Source organism: Streptomyces seoulensis (assembly GCF_022846655.1).
Lineage (GTDB): Bacteria > Actinomycetota > Actinomycetes > Streptomycetales > Streptomycetaceae > Streptomyces.
The window spans coordinates 436,527-459,471 of sequence record NZ_AP025667.1 but is presented as its reverse complement, the minus strand read 5'-3'; the positions used below and the strand labels follow the sequence as shown (position 1 = coordinate 459,471).

General features: G+C 72.4%; 20 protein-coding genes. 10 read left to right on the top strand and 10 right to left on the bottom strand.

Features of this window, described 5'->3' with window-relative positions; genetic code table 11:
* Positions 1–21 precede the first annotated feature (21 nt).
* Positions 22–801 carry an inositol monophosphatase family protein gene (locus HEK131_RS02260; protein WP_244333481.1) on the top strand — a complete coding sequence of 260 codons (780 nt, stop codon included), beginning with the start codon at positions 22–24 and terminating at the stop codon, positions 799–801.
* A gap of 7 nt (positions 802–808) precedes the next feature.
* Here HEK131_RS02260 and HEK131_RS02255 read toward each other — a convergent pair whose 3' ends face one another.
* Positions 809–2,077, bottom strand: coding sequence for an MFS transporter (locus HEK131_RS02255; RefSeq protein WP_217461329.1), 1,269 nt, complete (start codon positions 2,075–2,077; stop codon positions 809–811).
* A gap of 100 nt (positions 2,078–2,177) precedes the next feature.
* On the bottom strand, positions 2,178–2,615 hold the full coding sequence (locus HEK131_RS02250; RefSeq protein WP_161150725.1) for a MarR family winged helix-turn-helix transcriptional regulator: 438 nt from the start codon (positions 2,613–2,615) through the stop codon (positions 2,178–2,180).
* Positions 2,616–2,768: 153 nt separating this feature from the next.
* On the opposite strand from HEK131_RS02250, the gene HEK131_RS02245 reads away from it, so the two are divergent.
* A complete protein-coding gene (locus HEK131_RS02245; RefSeq protein WP_030804711.1) occupies positions 2,769–2,951 on the top strand; it encodes a ribbon-helix-helix protein, CopG family in 183 nt (60 codons plus the stop codon).
* A 39-nt stretch (positions 2,952–2,990) separates the two neighbouring features.
* Here the strand turns inward: HEK131_RS02245 and HEK131_RS02240 are convergent, their stop codons facing one another.
* Positions 2,991–4,442, bottom strand: coding sequence for an NCS2 family permease (locus tag HEK131_RS02240; RefSeq protein ID WP_217461330.1), 1,452 nt, complete (start codon positions 4,440–4,442; stop codon positions 2,991–2,993).
* Between the two features lie 192 nt (positions 4,443–4,634).
* On the opposite strand from HEK131_RS02240, the gene HEK131_RS02235 reads away from it, so the two are divergent.
* The 3 genes from HEK131_RS02235 (at position 4,635) to HEK131_RS02225 (ending at position 9,899) form a co-directional block, all read left to right on the top strand.
* Positions 4,635–4,904: a DUF2530 domain-containing protein gene (locus HEK131_RS02235; protein ID WP_244333480.1), complete on the top strand. Its 270-nt coding sequence runs from the start codon at positions 4,635–4,637 to the stop codon at positions 4,902–4,904.
* A 151-nt stretch (positions 4,905–5,055) separates the two neighbouring features.
* Positions 5,056–7,371, top strand: a complete 2,316-nt coding sequence (locus tag HEK131_RS02230; protein ID WP_244333479.1) for a GH92 family glycosyl hydrolase — start codon at positions 5,056–5,058, stop codon at positions 7,369–7,371.
* 113 nt (positions 7,372–7,484) lie between these two features.
* Positions 7,485–9,899: an HAD-IC family P-type ATPase gene (locus HEK131_RS02225; protein ID WP_244333478.1), complete on the top strand. Its 2,415-nt coding sequence runs from the start codon at positions 7,485–7,487 to the stop codon at positions 9,897–9,899.
* A gap of 3 nt (positions 9,900–9,902) precedes the next feature.
* On the opposite strand, the gene HEK131_RS02220 is transcribed toward HEK131_RS02225, so the two are convergent.
* From HEK131_RS02220 to HEK131_RS02205, 4 genes are all read right to left on the bottom strand, one after another.
* Complete coding sequence (locus HEK131_RS02220) at positions 9,903–10,733, bottom strand: hypothetical protein (RefSeq protein WP_217461333.1); 831 nt, start codon at positions 10,731–10,733, stop codon at positions 9,903–9,905.
* Between the two features lie 220 nt (positions 10,734–10,953).
* The gene (locus HEK131_RS02215; RefSeq protein ID WP_217461334.1) at positions 10,954–11,841 is read right to left on the bottom strand and encodes a calcium-binding protein; all 888 of its coding nucleotides are present in this window, start codon (positions 11,839–11,841) and stop codon (positions 10,954–10,956) included.
* Positions 11,842–11,994: 153 nt separating this feature from the next.
* Complete coding sequence (locus tag HEK131_RS02210; protein ID WP_244333477.1) at positions 11,995–15,126, bottom strand: sacsin N-terminal ATP-binding-like domain-containing protein; 3,132 nt, start codon at positions 15,124–15,126, stop codon at positions 11,995–11,997.
* Between the two features lie 95 nt (positions 15,127–15,221).
* Positions 15,222–16,148, bottom strand: a complete 927-nt coding sequence (locus tag HEK131_RS02205; RefSeq protein WP_217461336.1) for a DUF3027 domain-containing protein — start codon at positions 16,146–16,148, stop codon at positions 15,222–15,224.
* 282 nt (positions 16,149–16,430) lie between these two features.
* Here HEK131_RS02205 and HEK131_RS02200 point away from each other — a divergent pair, with 282 nt between their 5' ends.
* The 4 genes from HEK131_RS02200 (at position 16,431) to HEK131_RS02185 (ending at position 20,241) form a co-directional block, all read left to right on the top strand.
* Positions 16,431–17,831: an MFS transporter gene (locus HEK131_RS02200; RefSeq protein ID WP_244333476.1), complete on the top strand. Its 1,401-nt coding sequence runs from the start codon at positions 16,431–16,433 to the stop codon at positions 17,829–17,831.
* 349 nt (positions 17,832–18,180) lie between these two features.
* Positions 18,181–18,666, top strand: a complete 486-nt coding sequence (locus HEK131_RS02195; RefSeq protein WP_217461338.1) for a DUF2771 domain-containing protein — start codon at positions 18,181–18,183, stop codon at positions 18,664–18,666.
* A gap of 17 nt (positions 18,667–18,683) precedes the next feature.
* Positions 18,684–19,403: a futalosine hydrolase gene (locus HEK131_RS02190; protein ID WP_244333475.1), complete on the top strand. Its 720-nt coding sequence runs from the start codon at positions 18,684–18,686 to the stop codon at positions 19,401–19,403.
* Positions 19,393–20,241 (top strand): 1,4-dihydroxy-6-naphthoate synthase, encoded by an 849-nt coding sequence (locus HEK131_RS02185; protein WP_217461340.1) that lies wholly within the window; start codon positions 19,393–19,395, stop codon positions 20,239–20,241. Before HEK131_RS02190 ends, HEK131_RS02185 begins: the two co-directional genes overlap by 11 nt.
* 11 nt (positions 20,242–20,252) lie before the next feature.
* Here HEK131_RS02185 and HEK131_RS30100 read toward each other — a convergent pair whose 3' ends face one another.
* The gene (locus tag HEK131_RS30100) at positions 20,253–20,636 is read right to left on the bottom strand and encodes a cold-shock protein (RefSeq protein ID WP_086694554.1); all 384 of its coding nucleotides are present in this window, start codon (positions 20,634–20,636) and stop codon (positions 20,253–20,255) included.
* 162 nt (positions 20,637–20,798) lie between these two features.
* Between HEK131_RS30100 and HEK131_RS02175 the strand changes: the two genes are divergently transcribed.
* Complete coding sequence (locus HEK131_RS02175) at positions 20,799–21,044, top strand: hypothetical protein (protein WP_217461341.1); 246 nt, start codon at positions 20,799–20,801, stop codon at positions 21,042–21,044.
* 105 nt (positions 21,045–21,149) lie between these two features.
* Here the strand turns inward: HEK131_RS02175 and HEK131_RS02170 are convergent, their stop codons facing one another.
* Both HEK131_RS02170 and HEK131_RS02165 read right to left on the bottom strand, forming a co-directional pair.
* The gene (locus tag HEK131_RS02170; protein WP_244333474.1) at positions 21,150–21,782 is read right to left on the bottom strand and encodes an HAD family hydrolase; all 633 of its coding nucleotides are present in this window, start codon (positions 21,780–21,782) and stop codon (positions 21,150–21,152) included.
* A 49-nt stretch (positions 21,783–21,831) separates the two neighbouring features.
* Positions 21,832–22,815 carry a hypothetical protein gene (locus HEK131_RS02165; protein ID WP_244333473.1) on the bottom strand — a complete coding sequence of 328 codons (984 nt, stop codon included), beginning with the start codon at positions 22,813–22,815 and terminating at the stop codon, positions 21,832–21,834.
* Between the last annotated feature and the right edge of the window lie 130 nt (positions 22,816–22,945).

Below are 22,945 nucleotides of genomic sequence, written 5' to 3'. Positions count from 1 at the left end.
AGACCGCTACGCTGCGGCACCGTGACCGACGACCTCGAGACAGCGACAGCGGCCGCCCTGGCCGGCGCGGAAGTGGTGCGCGACGGCTACGGCAAGGAGCTGGCCCGTATCGACAAGGGCGCCGGGGACTTCGCCACCGCCGCCGACGTGGAGGCCGAGCGGGCCGTCCGCCGCGTCATACGCGCGGCCCGGCCCGATGACGCGGTGCTCGGCGAGGAGGGCGGACGGCAGGGGGCCGCCGACGCCCGGCGCCTGTGGCTGGTGGACCCGCTGTGCGGCACCCTCAACTACGCCGTCGGCAGCATGCTCGTGGCGGTCAACGTGGCCCTGCGCGACGGCCCCGCGGCGGTGGCGGACCCGTTCAGCGGCGAGGTCTTCCGCACCGACGGCAGGACCGCCCGGCTGTGGCGCGACGGAGCCGACACGCCTCTGACGCCGACGGCCACGACCGGGCTGGTGGACGTCAACCTGGACCCGCCCTTCCCGAGCGCCCCCGGATTCCGGGCCACGGACCTGCTGGCGCACCCGGTGTTCACCGCACGGTTCCGGCCACGGGTCGTGTCCACGACGCTGGCGCTGGCCTGGGTCGCGGCGGGCAGGCGGGCCGCCTACGTCACGGACGGCGGCGACCTCTCGGGGAGCGTCCACTTCGCCGCCGGGATCGCCCTGTGCCGGGCCGCGGGGTGCGTGGTCACGGGCGTCGACGGCGCCCCGCTCGGCCCGGACACCCGCGGCCTGGTGGCGGCCGCGGACGCCGACACCCACAGCCTGTTGATGTCGGTCGTCCACGACCGGGTCTGACCCCGCCTCACGCGGCCGGCGTCAGTTCCTCGCTGCGCCGCGGCACGAACCGCAGATGCGGGCCGTGGTGCCAGGTCAGGGCCAGGCGGAGGTCGCCCGCGCGGGCCAGGAAGAGGCCGATGACGGCAGCGGCGGCGGCCGAGACGACACCGCCGGCCACGAAGCCGAAGCGGGCGCCGTAGGTGTCGGTGACCCACCCGACGAGGGGCGCGCCCAGCGGCGTGCCGCCCATGAACACCATCATGAACAGGGACATCACCCGTCCCCGCATGGCCGGGTCGGTGGACATCTGCACGGCGGTGTTGGCGGTGACGTTGACCGTGAGGCCGAACGCCCCGATCGGGATCATCAGCAGCGCGAACAGCCAGTACGAGGGCGCCAGCGCGGCCACGATCTCCACCGCGCCGAAGGCCAGCGCGGCCGCGACCAGCACCCGGAGCCGGGCCGTACCGCGCCGGGCGGCGAGCAGGGCACCGACCAGGGAGCCCGCGGCCATCAGCGTGTTGAACAGGCTGTACGCACCCGCGCCGGAGTGGAAGACGTCGTCGGCGAAGGCTGTCAGCCACACCGGGAAGTTGAAGCCGAAGGTGCCGATGAACCCGACGAGGACGATGGGCCAGACCAGCTCCGGCCGCCCGGCGACATGCCGCAGCCCCTCCCTGAGCTGGCCCTTGCCGCGCGGGGCGCGGTCGACGACGTGCAGCTCACGGGAGCGCATCAGCAGCAGCCCGGCTATGGGCGCCACGAAGGACAGGCCGTTGGCGAGGAACGCCCACCCGGTGCCGACCCCGGTGATCATCAGACCGGCGACGGCCGGGCCGATCAGCCGGGCGGACTGGAAGTTGGCCGAGTTCAGGCTGACCGCGTTCTGGAGCTGGCCGGGACCGACCATCTCGGAGACGAAGGACTGCCGGGCCGGGTTGTCCACGACCGTGGCGAGCCCCACCGCGAAGGCGGCGACGTACACGTGCCAGACGTGGACGTGCCCGGAGAGGGTGAGGAAGGCGAGCGCGAGGCCGGTGAGGGCCATCGCGGACTGGGTGAACAGCAGCGCGGGCCGCTTGGGCAGCCGGTCGACGAGGACACCGCCGTAGAGGCCGAAGAGCAGCATCGGCAGGAACTGCAGGGCTGTGGTGATGCCGACGGCCGCGGAGGAGCCGGTGAGGCTGAGCACCAGCCAGTCCTGGGCGATGCGCTGCATCCAGGTGCCGGTGTTGGAGACGACCTGGCCGAGGAAGAACAGCCGGTAGTTCCGGACCCTCAGCGAGCTGAACATCGAGGCTCTGCCGGACGCGGGGGTAGTAGTGGCCGGTGCGGGGACGGAAGCTGCTCCGGGTCCCGTACTCAAAGGGTCGCCTCCTGAAGGGGTGCCGTGGCTACAGTTGCGCGAGCTTCTCCAGGACGGGGGCGGCGGCGCGCAGGGTGGCCCACTCGTCCTCGTCGAGGCCCTCGACCAGACCGGCCAGGAACGCGTTGCGTTTGCGGCGGCTCTCCACGAGCATCGCCTCGGCCTGCTCGGTCCGGCTGACGACCTTCTGTCGCCGGTCCTCGGGGTGCGGCTCCAGCCGGACCAGGCCCTTGGCCTCCAGGAGCGCGACGATGCGGGTCATCGAGGGCGGCTGGACGTGCTCCTTGCGCGCCAGTTCGCCCGGGGTGGCCTGTCCGCAGTTGGACAGCGTGCCCAGTACCGACATCTCGGTGGGGCTCAGCGACTCGTCGACACGCTGGTGCTTGAGTCGACGGGACAGCCGCATCACGGCGGAGCGGAGGGAGTTCACGGCGGCCACGTCGTCGCCGTGGGTGAGGTCCGACATGTCTTTAGCCTAACTCATTACTCTTACTAAGGAACGCCACCACGCACGGCGTCGCCCGTGATGTCCGCCACTACGCACGGCCGTCACCCGTACGAGTGAGACGCTTCCGAAAAATGACACACCGGGTGGCGCGATGTGGCGACCCTCGTACGCATGGGGACCAGTGTGCTCAGCCTGCGGATGGACGGGGAGCTGCTAGAGAGGCTCCGGGAACGCGCGGCGAGAAGAGGGATGAGCGTGCAGGATTACGTGATCCGCACGCTCGTGAGGGACGACTTCGACGAGCGGTTCCAGACCGCCGTCGACGAGACCGAAAAGTTCTACGGGGTCACATGAGACTCATGTGACCCCGCAGGAACCTAAGCCGCGCCCCGGTCAGGTCAGACCGAGGGCCGGCATCAGGTAGTAGAAGCCGAAGACGGCCGCGACCACGTACATGGCCACCGGGATGTCCTTGCCGCGGCCGGCGGCCAGGCGGAGCACCACGAAGGTGATGAAGCCCATGCCGATGCCGTTGGTGATCGAGTAGGTGAACGGCATCATCACCATGGTCACGAAGGCCGGGATGGCGATGGTGAAGTCGGACCAGTCGATCTCCCGGATCGAACCGGCCAGGATGAGGAAGCCGACCGCGAGGAGCGCGGGGGTGGCGGCCTGGGACGGGACCATGGTGGCGATCGGGGTGAGGAACAGCGCGACACCGAACAGGCCGCCGGTGACGACGTTGGCGAGGCCCGTGCGGGCACCCTCGCCGACGCCGGCGGTGGACTCCACGAAGCAGGTGGTGGCCGACGCGGAGCTGGCGCCGCCCGCGGCGACGGCGAGGCCGTCGATCAGCAGGACCTTGTTGACGCCGGGCATGTTGCCCTCGGCGTCGGTCAGCTTGGCCTCGTCGCTGATGCCCATGATCGTGCCCATGGCGTCGAAGAAGCAGGACAGCAGGACGGTGAAGACGAAGAGGACACCGGTCAGCACACCGACCTTGGCGAAGCCGCCGAACAGGCTGACCTGGCCGATGAGGCCGAAGTCCGGGGTGGCGACCGGGTTGCCCGGCCACTTCGGGGTGGTCAGGCCCCAGGAGGGCACCTTGGCGACCAGGTCGATGATCACCGCGAGGACGGTCATCGCCACGATGGAGATCAGGATCGCGCCGGGGACCTTGCGGACGATCAGCGCGAGGGTGAGCAGCACACCCAGGACGAAGACCAGGACCGGCCAGCCGGTGAGGTGACCGCCGGTGCCGAGCGTGAGCGGGACGGTGGTCTGGGCGATGTCCGGGATACGGGTGACGAAGCCGGAGTCGACCAGGCCGATCAGCATGATGAACAGGCCGATACCGATGGCGATGGCCTTGCGCAGCCCGTAGGGCACCGCGTTCATGACGCGCTCGCGCAGACCGGTGGCGACCAGCAGCATCACCACGAAGCCGGCGAGCACCACCATGCCCATCGCGTCCGGCCACGACATGCGCGGCGCGAGCTGGAGCGCGACGACCGTGTTGACGCCGAGGCCCGCGGCGAGGGCGATCGGGACGTTGCCGATCACGCCCATCAGCAGGGTGGTGAAGGCGGCGGTGAGCGCCGTGGCCGTGACGAGCTGGCCGTTGTCGAGGTGGTGCCCGTACATGTCCTTGGCGCTGCCAAGAATGATCGGGTTCAGCACGATGATGTACGCCATCGCGAAGAAGGTCGCGAAACCGCCACGGACCTCACGGGCGACTGAGCTGCCGCGCTCGGAGATCTTGAAGTAGCGGTCGACGGCGCCGAAGGAGGGCGTGCCGCCGGGCTGTTCGGGGGAAGGGGCCTTGGCCGTGGCCGAGGTGGGCATGCGAGTCCTCATCACCATTCAGGGTTCCCCCGAGCCCCTTTGGAGTTTCGTACGAGCAGAAGTGGTCATAGACAAACGGTTTCAGTATGAACGTATGAAGCCTAGATCGCTATCTCCGCGCGTAGATATTCACCGAATGTCCGTAGGGAAGCGGGCTGCCGGGCGTGGCGCGGGGCCTCGTAAGCTGTGCCCATGACGAAGTGGACCCCCCAGCACGAAGCGCCGGAGCCCCTTGAGGGCCCCGTGGTCGCCACCATCACCGGCGGCACGATCGTGTGGTTCGTCCTCTTCCTGGTCCAGCTCCCCTTCTATGGCTGGTTCGAGGACCACGGCCACCTGTGGTGGGTGTGGACCTGCCTGGCCGGGGCCGGACTCGGCCTGATCGGCATCTGGTACGTGCGCGGGCGGGACGCCGCGATCAAGCGCGCGGCCACCGAGCGGGAGACCGCCCCGACCGAGTGACCTCCGGGTCGTGCGGGACCCCTGGACGGAATGCGGATTCCGTGTTGTCATGCCCACTGCTGTCCGATGACAACGTTGTACCGCACCGATGACAACGTTGCCTTCGAGTCGCCCCTGAGCACGTCCGGCCCACCACCTCAGAGGTTCCTGCATGACATGGACACGGCATATCGGTCGCTTCATGGCCGGGACACTGGCGGCGACCGCGCTGCTGGCCACCCCCGCCCACGCGCAGGCCGACCCGCCCGCCCGGCTGACCGATCTCGTCAACCCGTTCATCGGCACCCAGAACGAGGGCAACACCTACCCCGGCGCGGCCGTGCCGTTCGGCATGGTGCAGCTCTCCCCCGACACCGGCCACAACACCGGCTACGACTACGCCCAGGACCACATCCGGGGCTTCTCCCTGGTCCATCTCTCCGGCGTCGGCTGCGGCCTCGGCGGTGACCTGCCGGTGCTGCCCACCACGGGCGACGTCACCACCACCGACTACGCCCGCTACGCCGCGAGGTTCAGCCACGACGACGAATCGGCGAGCCCCGGCTACTACCGCGTCGGGCTGGACAGCGGCATCGAGGCCGAACTGACCGCGACCGCCCGCACCGGCGTCCAGCGCTACACCTTCCCGGCCACCGACAAGGCCAACGTCCTGCTCAACGCGGGCCAGTCACTGCACACCAAGGTCGCCACCGAGGTCGAGATCCTCGACGACCACACCGTGCGCACCAGGCTGACCGGCCGCGGCTTCTGCCAGGACACCCTCCCCTACACGCTCTACACGGTCACCCGCTTCGACCGTCCCTTCACCGCCCACGGCACCTGGACCGGCGCGACCGTCACCGACGGCGCGAAGACCGGCGCGGACGGGGCGTACCTGCGGTTCGACACCACCGAGGACCGCACGGTCGAGGCCACCACCGCGCTGTCCTACGTGGACGCGCGGGGCGCGCTCGGCAATCTGCGCGCGGAGGGCGGCCGGTCCTTCGACGCGGTGCGCGACGCGGCCCGGCGGGCCTGGGAGGACCGGCTGGACGACGTACGGGTGGGCGGCGGGGGCGAGACGCTGCGCCGCACCTTCTACTCCTCGCTGTACCGCTCGTTCCTCGCGCCGAACATCGGCAGCGACACGGACGGCCGCTACACCGGCTGGGACCAGAAGATCCACCGCACCCAGGGCTTCACGTACTACCAGAACTGGTCGCTGTGGGACACCTACCGCACCCAGTCCCAGTTGCTGTCGCTGCTCGCGCCGCGTGAGGCGCGGGACATGGCGATCTCGGTGATCCGGATCGACGAGGAGAGCGGCTGGCTGCCCAAGTGGGGCTACGGCACGGTCGAGACCAACATCATGACCGGCGACCCGGTGACGCCGTTCCTCACCAACGCCTATCAGCAGGGCCTGCTGCACGGCTACGAGGAGCGGGCCTACAAGGCGCTGAGGAAGAACGCCGACGGCGTGCCGCCCGCGGACTCGCCGGCCGTGGGCCGGGAGGCGAACCGGGAGTACATCGCCGACGGCTTCGCCCCGTACGTCAAGGACCGCCCGCACGCCAAGCCCGGTGACTCGGACTACGACCACGGCGCGTCGGCCACCCTGGAGTACGCCCTGTCGGACGCGATGCTGGCCCGGATGGCGCGCGACCTCGGACACGGCGCGGACGCGGACCGGTACGCCGCGCGAGCGCAGGGCTACCGGCGGATCTTCGACCCCTCGAACGGGTTCTTCCGCGCCCGTGACGCCTCCGGCGCTTTCACCGGGCCGGCCGACCCCGCGGGGAGCGAGGGCTTCCACGAGGGCACGTCCTGGCAGTACCAGTGGCTCGTGCCGCAGGACCTGCCCGGCATGGTGGACCTGATCGGCGGGAAGCAGGCGGCCAACGACCGGCTCGACTCCTTCTTCGCCTACGGACAGTTGACCGAGGACCCCGCGAAGACCGCCCGCGAGGTGTGGGTGAACGGGCCGTACGACTACTACAACGCCGACAAGTACAACCCGCAGAACGAGCCCGACCTCATCGCCCCGTACACGTACCTCTCCACCGGGCAGCCGTGGAAGACGACGGACGTGGTGCACGCGGCGCTGACCCTGTTCACGGACGGGCCGACCGGCATGACCGGCAACGACGACCTGGGCACGATGTCCGCCTGGAACGTGCTGTCGTCGATCGGCGTCTTCCCGGTGCAGCCCGGCTACGACACCTGGGGCCTGTCCACCCCGGTGTTCGACCGGGTCGACCTCACCCTGGACCGCCGCTACTACCCGCACGGCGCGCTCACCATCACCGCGCCGGGCACCTCGGCGGACGCACGCTACGTGCGGTCGGCGCGGCTGGACGGGACGCCGTACGGGCGGACGTATCTGACCACCGGGGAGCTGCGGGCGCACCGTTCGCTGTCCTTCACGGTCGGGACGGCGCCCTCCTCCTGGGGCACCGGGGCCGCCGACGGGCCGCCCGCGCTGGGCTGATCCACCGCGTGATCAGGGGCGCCCCCGAGACACCTCGGGGGCGCCCCTGGCGTTACCCGGAGATCCGCCCGCCCGGCAGGTGAAGCGGGCATTCCGCACGTAACGTCGAATGCATGACGCATATCGACTCGGGTGCCGGACTGGACCCCGTGCACCCGGTCGCGCCGCCCGGCACCAGGCCGGCCGGCCTGACCCGCGCCGAGGTGGCGGAGCGGGTGGCACGGGGGCAGGTCAACGACGTCCCGGTGCGCAGCAGCCGCTCGCTGGGCGAGATCGTGCGGGCGAACGTGTTCACCCGGTTCAACGCGATCATCGGTGTGCTGTGGGTGGTGACGCTGTTCGTCGCGCCGATCCAGGACAGCCTGTTCGGGTTCGTGATCCTCGCCAACACCGGCATCGGGATCGTGCAGGAGTGGCGGGCGAAGAAGACTCTGGACTCGCTCGCGGTCATCGGGGAGACCCGTCCGACCGTGCGCCGGGACGGCAGGTCGGAGCAGGTGCCGACCAGCTCGATCGTGCTGGACGACCTGGTGGAGATCGGGCCCGGCGACAAGATCGTGGTGGACGGGGTGTGCGCCGAGGCCGACGGCCTGGAGGTGGACGAGTCCCTGCTGACCGGCGAGGCCGACCCGGTGGTCAAGCATCCCGGCGAGCAGGTGATGTCGGGCAGCTTCGTGATCGCGGGCGGCGGCGCGTTCCAGGCGACCAAGGTGGGCCGGGAGGCGTACGCGGCGCAGCTCGCCGAGGAGGCGTCCCGGTTCACGCTGGTCCACTCCGAGCTGCGGTCCGGCATCTCCACGATCCTGAAGTACGTGACCTGGATGATGATCCCGGCCGCGCTCGGCCTGATCGTCACCCAGCTCGTGGTGAAGAGCAACGACTTCAAGGGCTCGGTGGCCCGGACCATCGGCGGGATCATCCCGATGGTGCCGGAGGGGCTGGTGCTGCTGACCTCGGTGGCCTTCGCCATCGGAGTGGTCCGGCTCGGGCGCAAGCAGTGCCTGGTGCAGGAGCTTCCCGCCATCGAGGGCCTGGCCCGTGTGGACACCGTCTGTCTGGACAAGACCGGCACGCTCACCGAGGGCGGCATGGACGTGACCGCGCTGAAGCCGCTGGACGGGGCCGACGAGAGCCGGGTGCGCGAGGTGCTGGCCGCGCTGGGGGCGTCCGATCCGCGCCCCAACGCCTCGTTGCAGGCCATCATCGACGCGTATCCGGACGGCGAGGGCGCCGGCGGGAACGGGGACCGGAGCCTGGTGAGCACGCTGCCGTTCTCCTCGGCCCGCAAGTACAGCGGGGCCGCCTTCCGCGCGGGCGACGGCGAGGTCACCGGCTGGCTGCTGGGCGCACCCGATGTGCTGCTGTCCCCGAAGGACCCGGCGCTCGCCGAGACCGGCCGGCTGAACGAACAGGGGCTGCGGGTCCTGCTGCTGGCCCGCGCCGCCCGCGACCTGGACGGTCCCGACCCGGCGCGCGGGGCCCGGCCCGTGGCCCTGGTCGTGCTGGAGCAGCGGTTGCGCCCGGACGCGGCGGAGACGCTGCGCTACTTCGCCGACCAGGACGTGCAGGCCAAGGTGATCTCCGGGGACAACGCGGTGTCGGTCGGCGCGGTCGCGCGGAAGCTGGGCCTGTCCGGCAAGGCGGTGGACGCGCGGCGGCTGCCCGCCGACCCGGCGGACATGGCGAAGGCGGTGGACCGGGCCACGGTGTTCGGCCGGGTCACCCCGCAGCAGAAGCGGGAGATGGTCGGCGCGCTCCAGTCCGAGGGGCGCACCGTGGCGATGACCGGCGACGGGGTGAACGACGTGCTGGCCCTGAAGGACGCCGACATCGGCGTCTCGATGGGCTCGGGCTCGGAGGCGACCCGCGCGGTGGCGCAGATCGTGCTGCTGAACAACAGCTTCGCCACGCTGCCCTCGGTGGTCGCGGAGGGCCGCCGGGTGATCGGCAACATCACGCGGGTGGCGACGCTGTTCCTGGTGAAGACGGTGTACTCCGTGCTGCTGGCGCTGCTGGTGGTGGCCTGGCAGGTGGAGTACCCGTTCCTGCCCCGGCATCTGACGCTGCTGTCCACGCTCACCATCGGCGTCCCGGCGTTCTTCCTGGCCCTCGCGCCGAACAAGGAGCGGGCGCGGCCGCACTTCGTGCGCCGGGTCATGCGGTACTCGATACCCGGCGGGCTGCTTGCCGGGGTGGCGACCTTCGTGACGTATCTGCTGGCCCGGCACCACTACACCGGCGCGGACGCGCTGGCCGCCGAGACCAGCGCGGCCACCCTGACGCTGTTCCTGATCTCGATGTGGGTGCTCGCCATCATCGCCCGCCCCTACACCTGGTGGCGGCTGGCCCTGGTGGCCGCGATGGGTGGCGCCTTCCTCCTCGTGCTGACCATTCCCTGGCTGCAGGACTTCTTCGCCCTGCGCCTGGTCGGCAACACGATGCCGTGGGCGGCGGTCGGAGTGGCGGTGGTGGCGGCGGCCGCCCTGGAGGTCGTCTGGAGATGGGTCGGCCGCCGCTTCCCGGTGTGAGGGTTACTGCACGTCGACGGCGTCGGCCGTGGCGGTGACCGCGGCCGTGTCCGACGAGCCCGCGAAGACGTAGCGGAAGGAGCCGTCGACCGAGGCGGTGACGGTGGTCTTCAGATTGCCGGCGGTGTCCGTCTTGACGGTCTTCAGCGTGGTGTAGGTGCTGGAGCCCTTCTTGGCGAACTGGAGCTGCACCGACTGGGCCGAGTAGCCGTAGTACTTCTTGTAGTCCCAGCTCGCCCGGGTCAGGGCGCCGGTGACCGTGAGGGTCTTGCCCTTCTTGACCGGCTCCGGGGCGGCGTCGGTGGTCAGCTTGGAGTAGCGCAGCAGGCTGGTGGTGGCCAGGCCGCCCTGGTCCTTGAAGCCGACCTTGTCGTAGTCGGGGTCGGACTCGTCCTGCCCGTTGAGGGCGGTCGCCTCCGCGGCGACCGACCACTTCCCGGCGTCGGCGTAGGTCAGGTCGCCGTCGGCCGGGTAGATGTCGACGGTGCCGGTGCAGGTGAGCGTCGTGGCGGTGGCGTACTTGCAGGTGGCGTAGTCGTCGCCCTCGACCGTGGCGGTCGGGTCGTCCAGGGAGCCCCGGTAGAGGTAGGCGTCGGTGTAGAAGTCGGCCGCGGTCGCGTCGACGTCCGCGCCGTGGGTCAGCGTGTACGAGTAGGTCGTGCTGACCTCGTTGCCGGTGCCGACCTTGATCGACGAGGCGATCTTCAGGTTCGAGAAGCCGACGTTCATCGTGTACGGCGTGCCGTCGGCGGGCGCGGCCTGGGCGGCCGGGACGGCGAAGGCGGAGAGAGCCAGGGCGCCGGTGACGGCGGCCACGGTGGCACGTATGCGCATGTGCGGTTCCCTCTGAGGGAGAAGTGATCGGTGAGTCGGTCGACTCGGGTGATCAGATCGGCGAGGGGGACCGCGAGTTGTACGGCATGCGCTTTCCGGAGACGGTCTTTGCCGGTGGATTGCCTGCTCATGGCCACGTCATAGCCACGTCATGGCACCGACAGCACTCCGGCCCCGGAGACTGGCGGTCTCCGGGGCCGGGCGTGGAAGAGCGGTCGGACTAGTTCACGGCGACGTAGTCACCCGCGGAGGTCGCCGCGGACGTGGTGCCGTTCTTCGGGAAGTAGAAGCGCCAGGTGCCGGACGCGTTGGCCGTGGCCGTCGTCTTGAGGGCGCCCGTGGAGGAGGTCTTCACGGTCTTGACGGTGGTGTAGGTGCTGCTGCCGGACTTCGCGAACTGGAGCTGCACGGACTGGCTGCCGTAGCCGTAGTACTTCAGGTAGGACCAGCTCGCACGGCTCAGGTTGGCCGTGGCGGTGATGGTCTTGCCCTTCTTCACCGGCTCCGGCGCGGCGTTCATCGAGGTGATCTGCGCGGCGCGCTTGATCCAGACGTTCTTGTAGCTGTCGTCCTCGATGAGGTCACCGTCGTTGCCGATGGCGGCGGCGTACACGTTCCACTTGCCCGCCAGGGCGCTGTCCCACAGGTCCGACTTCGGGTCGACCTTCAGGGTGATCTTGCAGGTGGCCGAGGTGGCGCTCCAGTAGTCGCAGTCGGACTCCTGCTCCGGGATGACGGCGCCGTCGACGTCGTTCTCGAAGTCCGTGCCGTGCCACAGCATGGCGTCGGCGTCGTAGATGCCCTCCGGGTCGGTCGCCGTCACGTAGACGTTGACGGTCTTGACCGCGGAGGTGCCGGCCACGATGTCCTCGTTGCCGTTGACGGTGACCTTGTCGATGGTGACGTCGCCGTCGACGTAACGCACGCCCGACCTGACGCCCGCCTTCGTTCCCGCCTTGGCGGCGGCGTCCGCCTTCACGCCGTTCACGAAGGACGACACCTTGGTGGCGGCCGGCGCCTCGTCGGCCTGGGCGGCCGGGACGGCGAACGCGCCGAGGGCCACGGCACCGGCGGCGGTCGCGATGGCCAGGCTGGTACGGATACGCATGAGGTTCCCCCCGTCGAGGAGCGCACGGCCGCGGCTCTGTGCCGCCGGGCGCTCTTGTCATGTCTGCTGAGTACGGAGACTCAGCAGACATGACAAACGGGAGTGAGAAAAGGTTGCACGAGAGGTAAAAGTTTCGCGCACGAACTGTCGGGGTCAGTCGAACCAGCGGTCGCGCGCCAATTCCTCGGTGCGGGAGGGGTCTTCCAGCAGCGCGGCCACCTCGAAGCGGCGCGGCCACTGGGCGGCCGCCCAGGCGAGCCCGGCGGCGACGCCTTCCAGCGTGGCCGCGTGGAGCACGCCGTCGTCGGTGAGCCGCCAGTCGATCTCGACGCCGTCCACGACGAGTTCCTCGTGCTCGGCATAGGTGTCCGGGGTGCGCGGGCCGAGCAGCGCCCGTACCGGCTCGGGCACCTCGCGCTCGGCGCCCTCGGAGTCCACGGCACCGGTGACGGACTCGCTCAGCCGCCGCACCTGGAACAGCTCGGCCAGCGCGGCCGCCAGCGACGGCCGGACCGGCAGCAGCGGCATGCCGGAGGTGAACGGCAGCAGGTCGGGCGAGTCCACGACCACCGCGTCCCGCGCGTCCACCACGACCGCCCGGCCGTCGCGCACGGCCCGCACCTCGTCCGGCAGTGTCACCTGCTCGGGCTCCAGGTCGGCCAAGGCGCTGTACAGCCCGTGCAGTTGGACCGGGGTGACGGCACGGTCGGGGTCGGCGAGCCGGTCGAGGAGCTCGGCGGCACCGCCGGGCTCGTCCAGCAGCGCGGCCACCGAGGTGCGCACCCCGAGGGCGCGCAGCACCTGCTCGTCGGCGAAGCCGGTGGCGTCCGCCTCGTCGTACAGGCCGCGCAGCAGCGGGTCGCCGCCGGCGGCGAGCAGGCCCGCCGGGCGGCGGCCGTCCAGCACCGGGTGCCCGCGCAGCCACCAGGCGGTGTACGGCCGTACGACCTCGTGGGTGCCGTCCGGGAGGAGGACGCGGACCGGCTGGACGAGGGCGTCGCGCAGCGGCGGCTGGGCCAGCAGGGCCAGCGCCTCGGGCCAGCGGTCGTCGTCCACCAGGTCCAGGTCGCGCACGGCGACGAGTTCGGTGGCGACGGGCGGTACCGGGCTGTCCGGGAAGCGGTCGAGGATGTCCTCGGACCAGACGTCGACGGCGTCCAGCAGCCCGGCGTCGTCCGGCTCGGCGAAGTCGCTGTCGCGGGGTTCCAGCTCGTCCGGGTCGAGGACGACGTCGGTGGCGCGGACCAGCGCGAAGTCGGCCAGCACCCCGCAGGCGGCCAGCGGCTGTTCGCCCCACTTCCCGGCCAGGTCGGCGTCGACGGCGGCGAGTTCGTCCTCGCGGATGATCCGGGCGAACGGGCTGCCCGGCAGGACCAGTTCGCCCGCCGGGGCGAGCTCGCCGTCCTCGTCGGGCAGCGCGAGCGCGCCGAGCCAGGGCTCGTCACCGGGCTCCAGGCCCGCGTCGCGGACCAACGCCAGCACGGTGTCCGCCAGTTCCTCGGCGTCCGGGGCGTCCTCCTCCCACATCGCCCCGCCCTCGTCGTCCAGCGAGGCGGCGACGGCGGCGCGGACCTGCGGGGTGGTGAGCACCGCGCGCGGGGTGGCGGGCAGCGCGCCCAGCTTCTCCAGCAGGGGGTGGGCGGCGTCCGCATGGGCCATCTTCAGACCGAGCCTGCCCAGTACCTCAGCGTCCGGCGCGGTGGCGTCCGGCGCGGGCAGCAGCACCTGACGGGGGCCGATCGTGGTCCGGCCGGTCCCGGCGAGCGGCACGGGCAGCCCGGACAGCCGCTCGGGGTCGACCCCGGCGAGGCTGTCGTAGAGCCGCCACCACCACTCGGGTTCCTTCTCCAGGCCCGCCAGCCGGTCCACGGCGTCGGCGAGCGGCAGCCGGGCCACGCCGAGCGCGCGCAGCTCCGGGCGGCGCTCCAGGCCGGCGGGGAGCAGGGTCGGCAGCACCTCGGCGAGGACGCGTACGGTCTCGGCGCCCGCGCCCTCCACGATCTCGGCGTCCCTCGGTCGCAGCGCCTCGGGCAGCTCGTCGTCGCCCTGCGGGGGCAGTGCCGGGGGCAGGAACGCGGTGCGCGGCAGCCGCCGCAGCACGGCCTGGCGCAGCGCGCCGTCCAGCTCGCCCTTGCCGAGCGGGCCGGGGACGAGGTCGATGGCGCCCTCGGTCACCGGCCGCCATCCGGCGAGCAGTTCGGCGTAGGCGTCGGCCGCGCGGTCCACCAGGAAGTCGGTGAGCGGGCCGGGGGCGGTGTGCCGTCGGGTGGTGTCCAGCGGGAAGGACGCGATGAGCACGCCGGGGAAGCCGAGGGCCTCGTCGCTGGGGGTGGGGGCGTGCAGCACGGGCGCGGTGCGGGGGCGTACCGGCCGGCCTTCGCCGTCCTCGGGCACGGCCCAGGTCACCGACCAGTGCGGGCGCAGCCGCTCCTCGACCGGACGGTCGGTGAGGAGGTCGGCGGTGAGGGGGCCGTGGGCGCTGACGGTGCGCCAGCGGGTGGTGCCGTCGCGGGAGTCGTCCACGACGGTGACGGCGTCCTCGGTACGGCGGCCGAGGGTGCGCGGCTCCTGCCCGTCCACCTCGATGACGACCTCTTCGAGGCCCGGCAGGGCGAGCAGCAGGGAGTCGTCCACGGCGTCGAGCAGCCGCTCGGCCAGACCGGTGGCGGCCGCGTCGCGCAGCGGCAGGATGACGGCGGTGTCGTACGGGTCCGGCGCGGTGCCCTCGGCGGCGAACGGCAGGCGCAGCAGCGGGACGTGGCCGTCGCGGCGGCGCACCTCGTCGCCGAGGCCGGGGCTGTGCCGGGCGGTGTCGGCGGCCAGCTCGCGGGCCTCGGCGAGCGACCAGCGGACCCCGCCGTGCCGGCCGACCAGCGCGGGTTCGTCGGTCACGGAGAGCACGGCGGCGAAGCCGACGCCGAACCGGCCGACGGTGGCGTGCTCGTCGTACCGCTCCCGCTTGGCGGAGGCGCGCAGGGTGGAGAGCGACTCGACACCGGCGGCGTCCAGGGGAGCGCCGGTGTTGGCGGCGATCAGCACGCCGTCGCGGAGGGTGAGCCTGAGCCGTCCGGGGGTGTCCGCGCGGGCGGCGGCGTCGGCGGCGTTCTGGGCCAGCTCCACCACGAGCCGGTCCCGGTAGCCGCCGAGTACGAGGTCCTCCTCGGCGTTGGCGTCCTCACGGAACCGGGCGGGGCTGGTGGCCCAGGCGTCGAGGACACCGCGGCGGAGACGGGCGGTGCCGAAGGGGTCGGCGCCCTCGGCCGCCGGCCGCACGTACTTGCTCACGTTCACTCTCCATCATCGACGTGAGTCCGAAGGTACAGCGACCTGACGGCCAGTTCCTTCGCTCGGTACGCGCGGTCGGGCGTGCCCGGCCTTCGCTAGGAGTGGCCCAGTTCCGCCGCTTCGTCGTCGCCCTCGGCCGGGACCGAGCCGGAGTCGGCGGCGGGCCGGAGCGGGAAGGGGTCGAGCCGGGTCTCGTCCACCACGGGCAGCGGCGGGCGGGGCGGGGTCGGCATGACCGCGGCCTCGGAGTGGGCGCCGCAGCCGTAGGCGAGGGAGACCACGCGGCCGTCGGCCGGGGAGAACTCGTTGCCGCAGACGCCGAACGCCTGGCCCAGCGAGCCGCCGATCGGGGCGAGGAAGCCGCAGCTCGCGCAGGTGGCGGGGGCGGCCTGGGCCATCGCGGTCTTGGGGCCGAACGCCTCCTCCCAGCGGTCGGCGGCGACGTGCAGGCCGTAGCGGGAGAGCACGCGGGCGCGGCGCATGCCCAGTTCCTCGGCGACCGAGGTGATCGAGCCGCGCGCCGGCACGGTGGACTGGACGGCGGGGCTGCCGGGGGTGACGTCGGCGTCCTCGCGCTCGGCCAGCTCGGTCAGGCCCTCCGCCAGCGCGGAGTTCGGCGGCAGCTCCTCCTCGCCGGAGAAGCCGGGCTCCAGGCGCAGGTCCTCCTGGTCGGTGGGGAGCAGGTCGCCGGGGCCGAGGTCGCCGGGGCGCAGCCGCTCGCTCCAGGGCACCCACTCGGGGGCCAGGAGGGCGTCGCGGCCGGGCAGCAGCACGACCTCGTCCAGGGTGACGATCTTGGCGCGGGAGGCACGGGCGACCGTGGCGGCCCACCGCCAGCCGCGGTAGCCGGGTTCCTTGCATTCGAAGAAGTGGGTGACCACACGGTCACCCTCCGACACCACGCCGATGTGCTCACCGACGACGCCGGGAGCGGCCGCCTCCTCCGCTGCGGTGCGCGCGAGGTCGATCGCCTCGGCGCACAGGCGGTCAGGGGTGCGGCTTCGCGTGGTCGCTGCGCTCACAGGTATCGCTTCTCTCCTACGCCGTCTACGAGTGCGGATGCCCTCCGGCGGTGAAGCGGACGGAGCGGACCTGTGGGCCGCATCGACGTCCGCGTCCGATCACGCGCGGGCGCACCTCTGCCATCCATTCTGCGTTATGGCTGAGATACGCACGCTACCCCGTCGCCCGTGGTGGGGGACAGTCCGCGGCCGCATGGCGGGTTCCGGACCGGTGGTTCGCGAGGGAGTCCGGGTCGACTCGCTTGGCCGCAAACCGCCCATAGGACGGCCGCTCGGGGCACTATGAAGCACGTGGCAGCCACGGACAGGGGGCGCGGTGGCGGCGGTTCGGGCCGCGTCGGCGGTGTCGTCCGCTCCGTCGGCCGTGCCCTGCACCTGCCGGTGACCGGCACCGCGCGCGGCATCCGCAAAGTCACGCACGCGCACGGCGCGGGCGAGTCGGGGCTCGGCAAACTGATCGAACTGCACGCGGTGAACGGCGCCGGGGACGTCATGATCACCGTGGCGCTGGCCTCCACGGTCTTCTTCTCGGTGCCGACGGACGAGGCCCGCGGCCGGGTCGCGCTCTACCTCGCCATCACCATGGCGCCCTTCACGGTCCTCGCCCCCGTCATCGGTCCCCTGCTGGACCGGCTCCCGCACGGGCGGCGGGCCGCGATGGCCGGGGCGATGCTGGCCCGCGCGCTGCTGGCGCTGGTGCTGTCGGGGGCCGTGGCGAGCGGCGGGCTGGAGCTGTATCCGGCCGCGCTCGGCGTGCTGGTGGCGTCCAAGGCGTACGGGGTGGTGCGCAGCGCGGTCGTGCCCCGGCTGCTGCCGCCCGCGTTCTCCCTGGTGAAGGCCAACTCGCGGGTCACGCTGGCCGGGCTGCTGGCCACCGGCGTGGCGGCGCCGGTCGGGGCGGGGCTCCAGACGGTCGGGGACCCCTGGCCGCTCTACGGCGCTTTCGTGATCTTCGTCGCGGGTACGTTCCTGTCGTTCTCGCTGCCCAGGAAGGTGGATTCGGCCAAGGGCGAGGACGTGGCGCTGCTGGCAGCCGACGAACAGCATCTGCACGGACCGCGGCGACGGCAGCAGAGCAAGCGGCCCGGACTGCGCACGGTCGGGCCCTCCGTGACCCACGCGCTGGGCGCCAACGCGGCGCTGCGCTGCCTGTCCGGCTTCCTGATCTTCTTCCTCGCGTTCCTGCTGCGCGAGCATCCCCTGGCCGGGGAGAGCGCGGCCGTCTCGCTGGGCATCGTCGGTGTGGCGGCGGGGGCGGGCAACGCGCTGGGCACGGCCGTGGGGGCGTGGCTGCGCTCCAAGGGGCCCGAGATCATCATCGTGACGGTCGTGGCGGTCGCGCTCGGCGCCACCGTCGTGGCCGCCCTGTTCTTCGGCGCCGTGCTGGTGGCCTGCCTCGCCGCCGTCGCCGGGTTCGCCCAGGCCCTGGGCAAGCTGTCGCTGGACGCGCTGATCCAGCGGGACGTCCCCGAGGCGGTCCGGACCTCCGCCTTCGCCCGCTCCGAGACCATCCTCCAGATGGCCTGGGTCTTCGGCGGCGCGGTGGGCATCGTGATGCCCCTCAACGGCGCCTTCGGCCTGGCCGTCGCCGCCGCCCTGGTGGCCGTGGGCTGGCTGAGCACCCTCCGCGGTCTCCTGGCGGCCGCCCGCCACGGGGGAAGGGCGCGCCCTCGGGTCGCCTGAGGGGTCGCCGCGCGGCCTTCCGGGACGGTGCGTGCGCGTCGGAGCAGGCCCGGTACGGCTCCCGGCCGCCCGCGCCACGCGACTGACCGGACACGCCGGCCACGCGTGGCCGGGGGCGGCCACCTGGGCTTGTCACGGCGGGGTGTGACGGCCGCTCGGCCCCGGTACGGCCTGGTCCGGCAGCCGCCCGGGCCGGCGCCGGCGGCGGGCCGCACGGCCTGGGGCCGTCCCCTCCGGCGGAGCGCCCGGCCGGCTCGTCGGCCACCCGGCGGGCCCGCCCGGTGTCACGAAGCGGGCATGCTGTACCCCGCATGGCCACGCGGAGCGGGGGGCCCGATAGCCTTCGGCCATGACCTCGCTGCAATCCGCCCCGCGACGCCGCCGGGCGCTCGCCGCCGCCGGTGCCGTTTCTGCCGGACTGCTCGCCCTTTCGGCCTGTGACAAGCCGACGCCCGTCTCCACGGTCACCGTCGGGGACAGCTCGGTCACGTCCGAGGCGCTCTGCTACAACGGCGACAAGACGCTGACCGCCAAGTCGCTCGCGGAGTGCGCGAAGAAGGCCGGCGACGAGAAGACGATCTCGGTGGACCCGGACGGCGACACGGTCCGCGTCGGCGTCGACCCGAAGATCGCGGACGCGGGCTGGGTGCTGCTGGTCAACGGCCGCCAGTTCACCGACGTCAGCAAGAAGACGTACAGCACGATCCCGGGCAGCGCGTTCTTCAACGCCCAGTACGGCACCCAGGGCGACACCAACACGCTGTCCATCCAGATGGGCACCGGTTCGTCGGCCAAGGGCCTGTGGAGCTACAAGCTCAAGAAGGCGACCTCCTGACGGAGGCTCCCGGTCCGGTGAACGCCCGCACGCGCGTCCTCGTCGCCACCGCCGTCCCGGCCGAACGGGACGCGGTGGCACGGGCGTTTCCTGGTGTGGCCGAGGAGGTGCGGCTGCCCGGCGCGACGCTGCTGCGGACGGACGGCGCCTTCGACCTGCTGGCCGCAGGTGTGGGCCCCGCCCTCGCCGCCGCCTCCACCGCCACCGCGCTGACCGCCGCCGCCCTTGCGGGCACCCCCTACGGCCTGGTCGTCTCGGCCGGGATCGGGGGCGGTTTCCAGCCGGAGGCACCCGTCGGCTCGCTCGTCGTCGCCGACGCGATCACCGTGGCGGACCTGGGCGCCGAGACGCCGGACGGCTTCCTGCCGGTCACCGACCTCGGCTTCGGCACCGTCACCCATCTGCCGCCGGAATCACTCGTACGAGGAGCCGTCGAGGCCACCGGTGCCCGGCCCGGCACCGTGCTGACCGTCTCCACCGTGACCGGGACCGCCACCCGCGCCGCCGGACTGCGGGCGCGTCATCCGGGCGCGCTGGCCGAGGGCATGGAGGGCTTCGGAGTCGCTGAGGCGGCCGCCGCGCACGGTGTGCCGGTGCTGGAGATCCGCGCGGTGTCCAACCCGGTCGGCCCCCGCGACCGCGCCGCCTGGCGCATCGGCGACGCGCTCGCCGCACTCACCGGGGCCTTCGGGAAGCTCGCGCCCGCTTTGGAGAGTTGGAACACGCATGACGACTGAGCCCCTGCAGATCGCGTACTCGCCCTGCCCGAACGACACCTTCGTCTTCGACGCCCTCGCCCACGGCCGCGTACCCGGCGCCCCCGCGCTGGACGTGACCTTCGCGGACATCGACATCACCAACGGCATGGCCGAGCGCGGCGAGTTCGACGCGCTGAAGGTGTCGTACGCCGTCCTGCCCTACGTCCTCGACGAATACGCACTGCTGCCCTGCGGCGGTGCGCTGGGCCGGGGCTGCGGGCCGCTGGTGCTGACGCGGGAGGCGGACGCCGACCTCACCGGGCGCACGGTGGCGGTGCCGAGCGAGCGCTCCACGGCGTACCTGCTGTTCCGGCTGTGGGCCGCGGACACGCTGCCGGAGGGCGTCGGGGAGATCGTGGTGATGCCGTTCCACGAGATCATGCCCGCCGTGCGGGACGGCAAGGTGGACGCCGGACTCGTCATCCACGAGGCCCGCTTCACCTTCCAGGAGTACGGGCTGCACAAGCTCGCGGACATGGGCGAGCACTGGGAGCGCACCACCGGCCTGCCGATCCCGCTCGGCGCGATCATCGCCAAGCGGTCGCTGGGCGCCGAGACCCTCCAGGGCCTCGCGGACGCCATCCGGACCTCCGTCCGGGCCGCCTGGGACGACCCGGAGGCATCGCGCGCCTACGTCATGGAGCACGCCCAGGAGATGGACCCGGCCGTCGCCGACCAGCACATCGGGCTGTACGTCAACGAGTTCACCGCCGACCTCGGCGAGGACGGGTACGCGGCGATCCGGGGCCTGCTGACGCGTGCGGCGGCCGAGGGCCTCGTACCGGCCCTCGGCCCCGGAGCGCTCGCGTTCCCGTAGGGACGGGCGGGTCAGACGTCGAGCTGGTCCGCGACGGCGCGCAGGAGACCGGCGATCTTCTTGCCGGAGGTGCGCTCGGGGTAGCGGCCCTTCTCCAGCATCGGGGTGATGTTCTCCAGCAGGGTCGTCAGGTCCTGCACGATCGAGGCCAGCTCGTCGGGCTTCTTGCGCTGGGCGGCGGCGACGGAGGGGGTCGGGTCGAGCACGGTCACGGAGAGCGCCTGGTCACCGCGCTGGCCGGCGACGACGCCGAACTCCACGCGCTGTCCCGGCTTGAGCGCCTCGACTCCGGCGGGCAGGACCGAGGAATGGACGAAGACGTCGCCGCCGTCGTCGCGGGAGAGGAAGCCGAAGCCCTTCTCGCTGTTGAACCACTTGACCTTGCCGGTGGGCACGTCTGTCCTCGTCCTCGTACTCGTCGGAAAAAGCTCGGAAACGGCTCTGTGTAGCACTGCGGCGGGTCGACCACGACCCGCCGACACCAAGGCTAATGGTCTTCGGGCGGGTGACAAGGTGCTCCCCGGTTGTTCTCTCGGGCTGGGAACTACCCTGGTCCGGTGCGTGACAAAACCCAAACGAATTCCGCCGGGCCCGGTGACGGACTGATCCGCGCCGGAGTCATCGTCTTCTTCCTCGGCGCCGTGGCAACACTGGTCACGGTGGCCCCGCTGTTCCTCGGCGCGGAGCCCTTTCCGACGTACATGTTCGGCCTGAGCATGCTCATGGCCGTCGGCTTCCTGGTGGCGGGCGCGGGAGTGCTCCGCTCGGTCGCGGCGGGGCGGCGGCAGGCGCGGGGGCGTTAGGCGCTGACCTCGGCTGTGTCTCCGGGTGCGCGGGTCCGCGCACCCCTTGGGTCGGCGCGGCTGACGTACCCCCGCGCCTGGTCGATGGGTTCCGGGGCGGCGGCGCTAGGCCGACGTCACGTAGGTGTCCAGCCAGGCCGGGAAAGAGGTCAGGTCCGGGAGGACCACGTCGGCGCCCGCCTCGCGGAGTTCGTCCGGGCCGCACGGGCCCGTGGCCACCGCCACCGAGAGGGCCTCAGCGGCACGGGCACCGCGTACGTCGCCGGTGTGGTCGCCGACGTATATGTGGGCGCCGTGCTCGCGCAGCGCGCGGGCCTTGTCCTCGGCCCACAGGTCGCCGACCACCACGTCGGGCTCCATGCCCAGGTGGGCGAGGTGGAGCTTGGCGTTGGGCTCGTACTTCGCGGTGACCACCATGGTCCGGCCCCCGGCGGCGCGGACGGCGGCGACGGCCTCGCGGGCACCGGCCAGGGCGGGGGTCGGCGCGATGGCGTACTCGGGGTACATCGCCCGGTACAGGTCGGCCACGGCGGGCACGTCCTCGGCCGGGAACCAGTTCACCAGCTCCTCCGCCAGCGGCGGGCCCAGCCGCGTCACCACGAGGTCGGCGTCCACGTACACCCCGGTCCGCTCCGACAGCGCGAGGTAGCAGGCGCGGATACCGGGCCGCGAGTCGATGAGCGTCATGTCGAGGTCGAAGCCGACGGTGGGCGCGGGCGTGGCGGGAAGCGCGGGCATGGACGCCATTGTGCCGGGCGGGGGACCGGGCGGAAGGTGCCGGGTCCCGCTACCGCCTGCGCTGCGACCGCCAGAGAAGGAACAGCGCCGAACTCACCGCCGCTCCCCGCACCACCCACGGCCAGGTCACCGCCAGGGCGTCGCTCATGTGCCCCTCGGGCACCGGGGTGCCCCAGTGCCCGGTGCTGCGGCCCCAGAGGTAGGTCACACCGGCGGCGAGGGCGAGGGCGGGCAGGACCAGCACCGCCCATTTGGTCTCGGCCGGGGTCAGACGGCGGGAGCCGTAGGCGATGAGCCAGCCGAGAATCAGCGCGAACCAGTTGCCCAGCACCGCGCCGGCCAGCAGCGCGGCGGCGCCCAGCAGCAGGAGCGGGTTGGTCCAGCCGGCCGCGGGAAGCGGGACGAGCCGGCGCAGACGGGAGCGCGGGACGGCCTCGACGGGTTCGGCGACCGCTTCCTCCGGCCGGGCCTCCTCCCGCTCCTTCGTCTCCTTCGGGGGCCGCCTCAGCATCTCGGGGATCTCCACCCCGCCGACGAACCCCGGCACCGAGTCCGCGGCCGCCGCGCCGAAGGGCCCGTCGTCCACCCGCCACCAGTCGGGCCGGGTCAGCGACTCACCCAGTTCGTGCGCGGCGGCGAGATGCGGCGGGGACGGCGCGTCCGCGGGCACGGCGGGCCGTGGCTCGGCCGGGCGGGGCCGGGGTACGGCGGCACGCAGCCCCTTGAGCCCCCTCGCCCTGCGCTCCGGCTTCGCGGCCTCCGGCTGCACCGGCACCGACGTGGGCGGCGGCTGCGGGACCGCGCCCTTGCCGCCCACCGCCCGCACCACGTGCTCCGGGCTGCCCAACTGGTCCAGGATGCGGCGCACGGCGGCAGGACTGTCCACGGTCGCTCTGGCCCGGTGCCGGTCGATCTCGTTGCGCAGCTCGGAGACCAGCCGCATCCGTGTGGACGACGGCAACTGCCGCTGCTGCGCCACGTCCCCGACGCGGCTCAGATACTCGAAGACGACCTGATCACTCTCGATCCCCAACGGAAAACCCCTCCGGGGCGACGGTGGTGGAACCCCGCCCAGAAGGTAGCGCAGACCGCCACCAATCGGCCCACGCGGGCGGAGCGGCCCCCAGGACCCTCGGCCGCCGCTTGCCCCAGCCGCTAACGTG

Bases quoted from the DNA above. Each gene is read 5' to 3' on its own strand.
- HEK131_RS02200 (WP_244333476.1), top strand. From the start codon at position 16,431: ATGAAGCACGTGGCAGCCACGGACAGGGGGCGCGGTGGCGGCGGTTCG.
- HEK131_RS02215 (WP_217461334.1), bottom strand. From the start codon at position 11,841: ATGCGTATCCGTACCAGCCTGGCCATCGCGACCGCCGCCGGTGCCGTG.
- HEK131_RS02230 (WP_244333479.1), top strand. From the start codon at position 5,056: ATGACATGGACACGGCATATCGGTCGCTTCATGGCCGGGACACTGGCG.
- HEK131_RS02245 (WP_030804711.1), top strand. From the start codon at position 2,769: ATGGGGACCAGTGTGCTCAGCCTGCGGATGGACGGGGAGCTGCTAGAG.
- HEK131_RS02225 (WP_244333478.1), top strand. From the start codon at position 7,485: ATGACGCATATCGACTCGGGTGCCGGACTGGACCCCGTGCACCCGGTC.
- HEK131_RS02250 (WP_161150725.1), bottom strand. From the start codon at position 2,615: ATGTCGGACCTCACCCACGGCGACGACGTGGCCGCCGTGAACTCCCTC.
- HEK131_RS02255 (WP_217461329.1), bottom strand. From the start codon at position 2,077: ATGTTCAGCTCGCTGAGGGTCCGGAACTACCGGCTGTTCTTCCTCGGC.
- HEK131_RS02170 (WP_244333474.1), bottom strand. From the start codon at position 21,782: ATGCCCGCGCTTCCCGCCACGCCCGCGCCCACCGTCGGCTTCGACCTC.
- HEK131_RS02195 (WP_217461338.1), top strand. From the start codon at position 18,181: ATGACCTCGCTGCAATCCGCCCCGCGACGCCGCCGGGCGCTCGCCGCC.
- HEK131_RS02235 (WP_244333480.1), top strand. From the start codon at position 4,635: ATGACGAAGTGGACCCCCCAGCACGAAGCGCCGGAGCCCCTTGAGGGC.
- HEK131_RS02240 (WP_217461330.1), bottom strand. From the start codon at position 4,442: ATGCCCACCTCGGCCACGGCCAAGGCCCCTTCCCCCGAACAGCCCGGC.
- HEK131_RS02185 (WP_217461340.1), top strand. From the start codon at position 19,393: ATGACGACTGAGCCCCTGCAGATCGCGTACTCGCCCTGCCCGAACGAC.
- HEK131_RS02220 (WP_217461333.1), bottom strand. From the start codon at position 10,733: ATGCGCATACGTGCCACCGTGGCCGCCGTCACCGGCGCCCTGGCTCTC.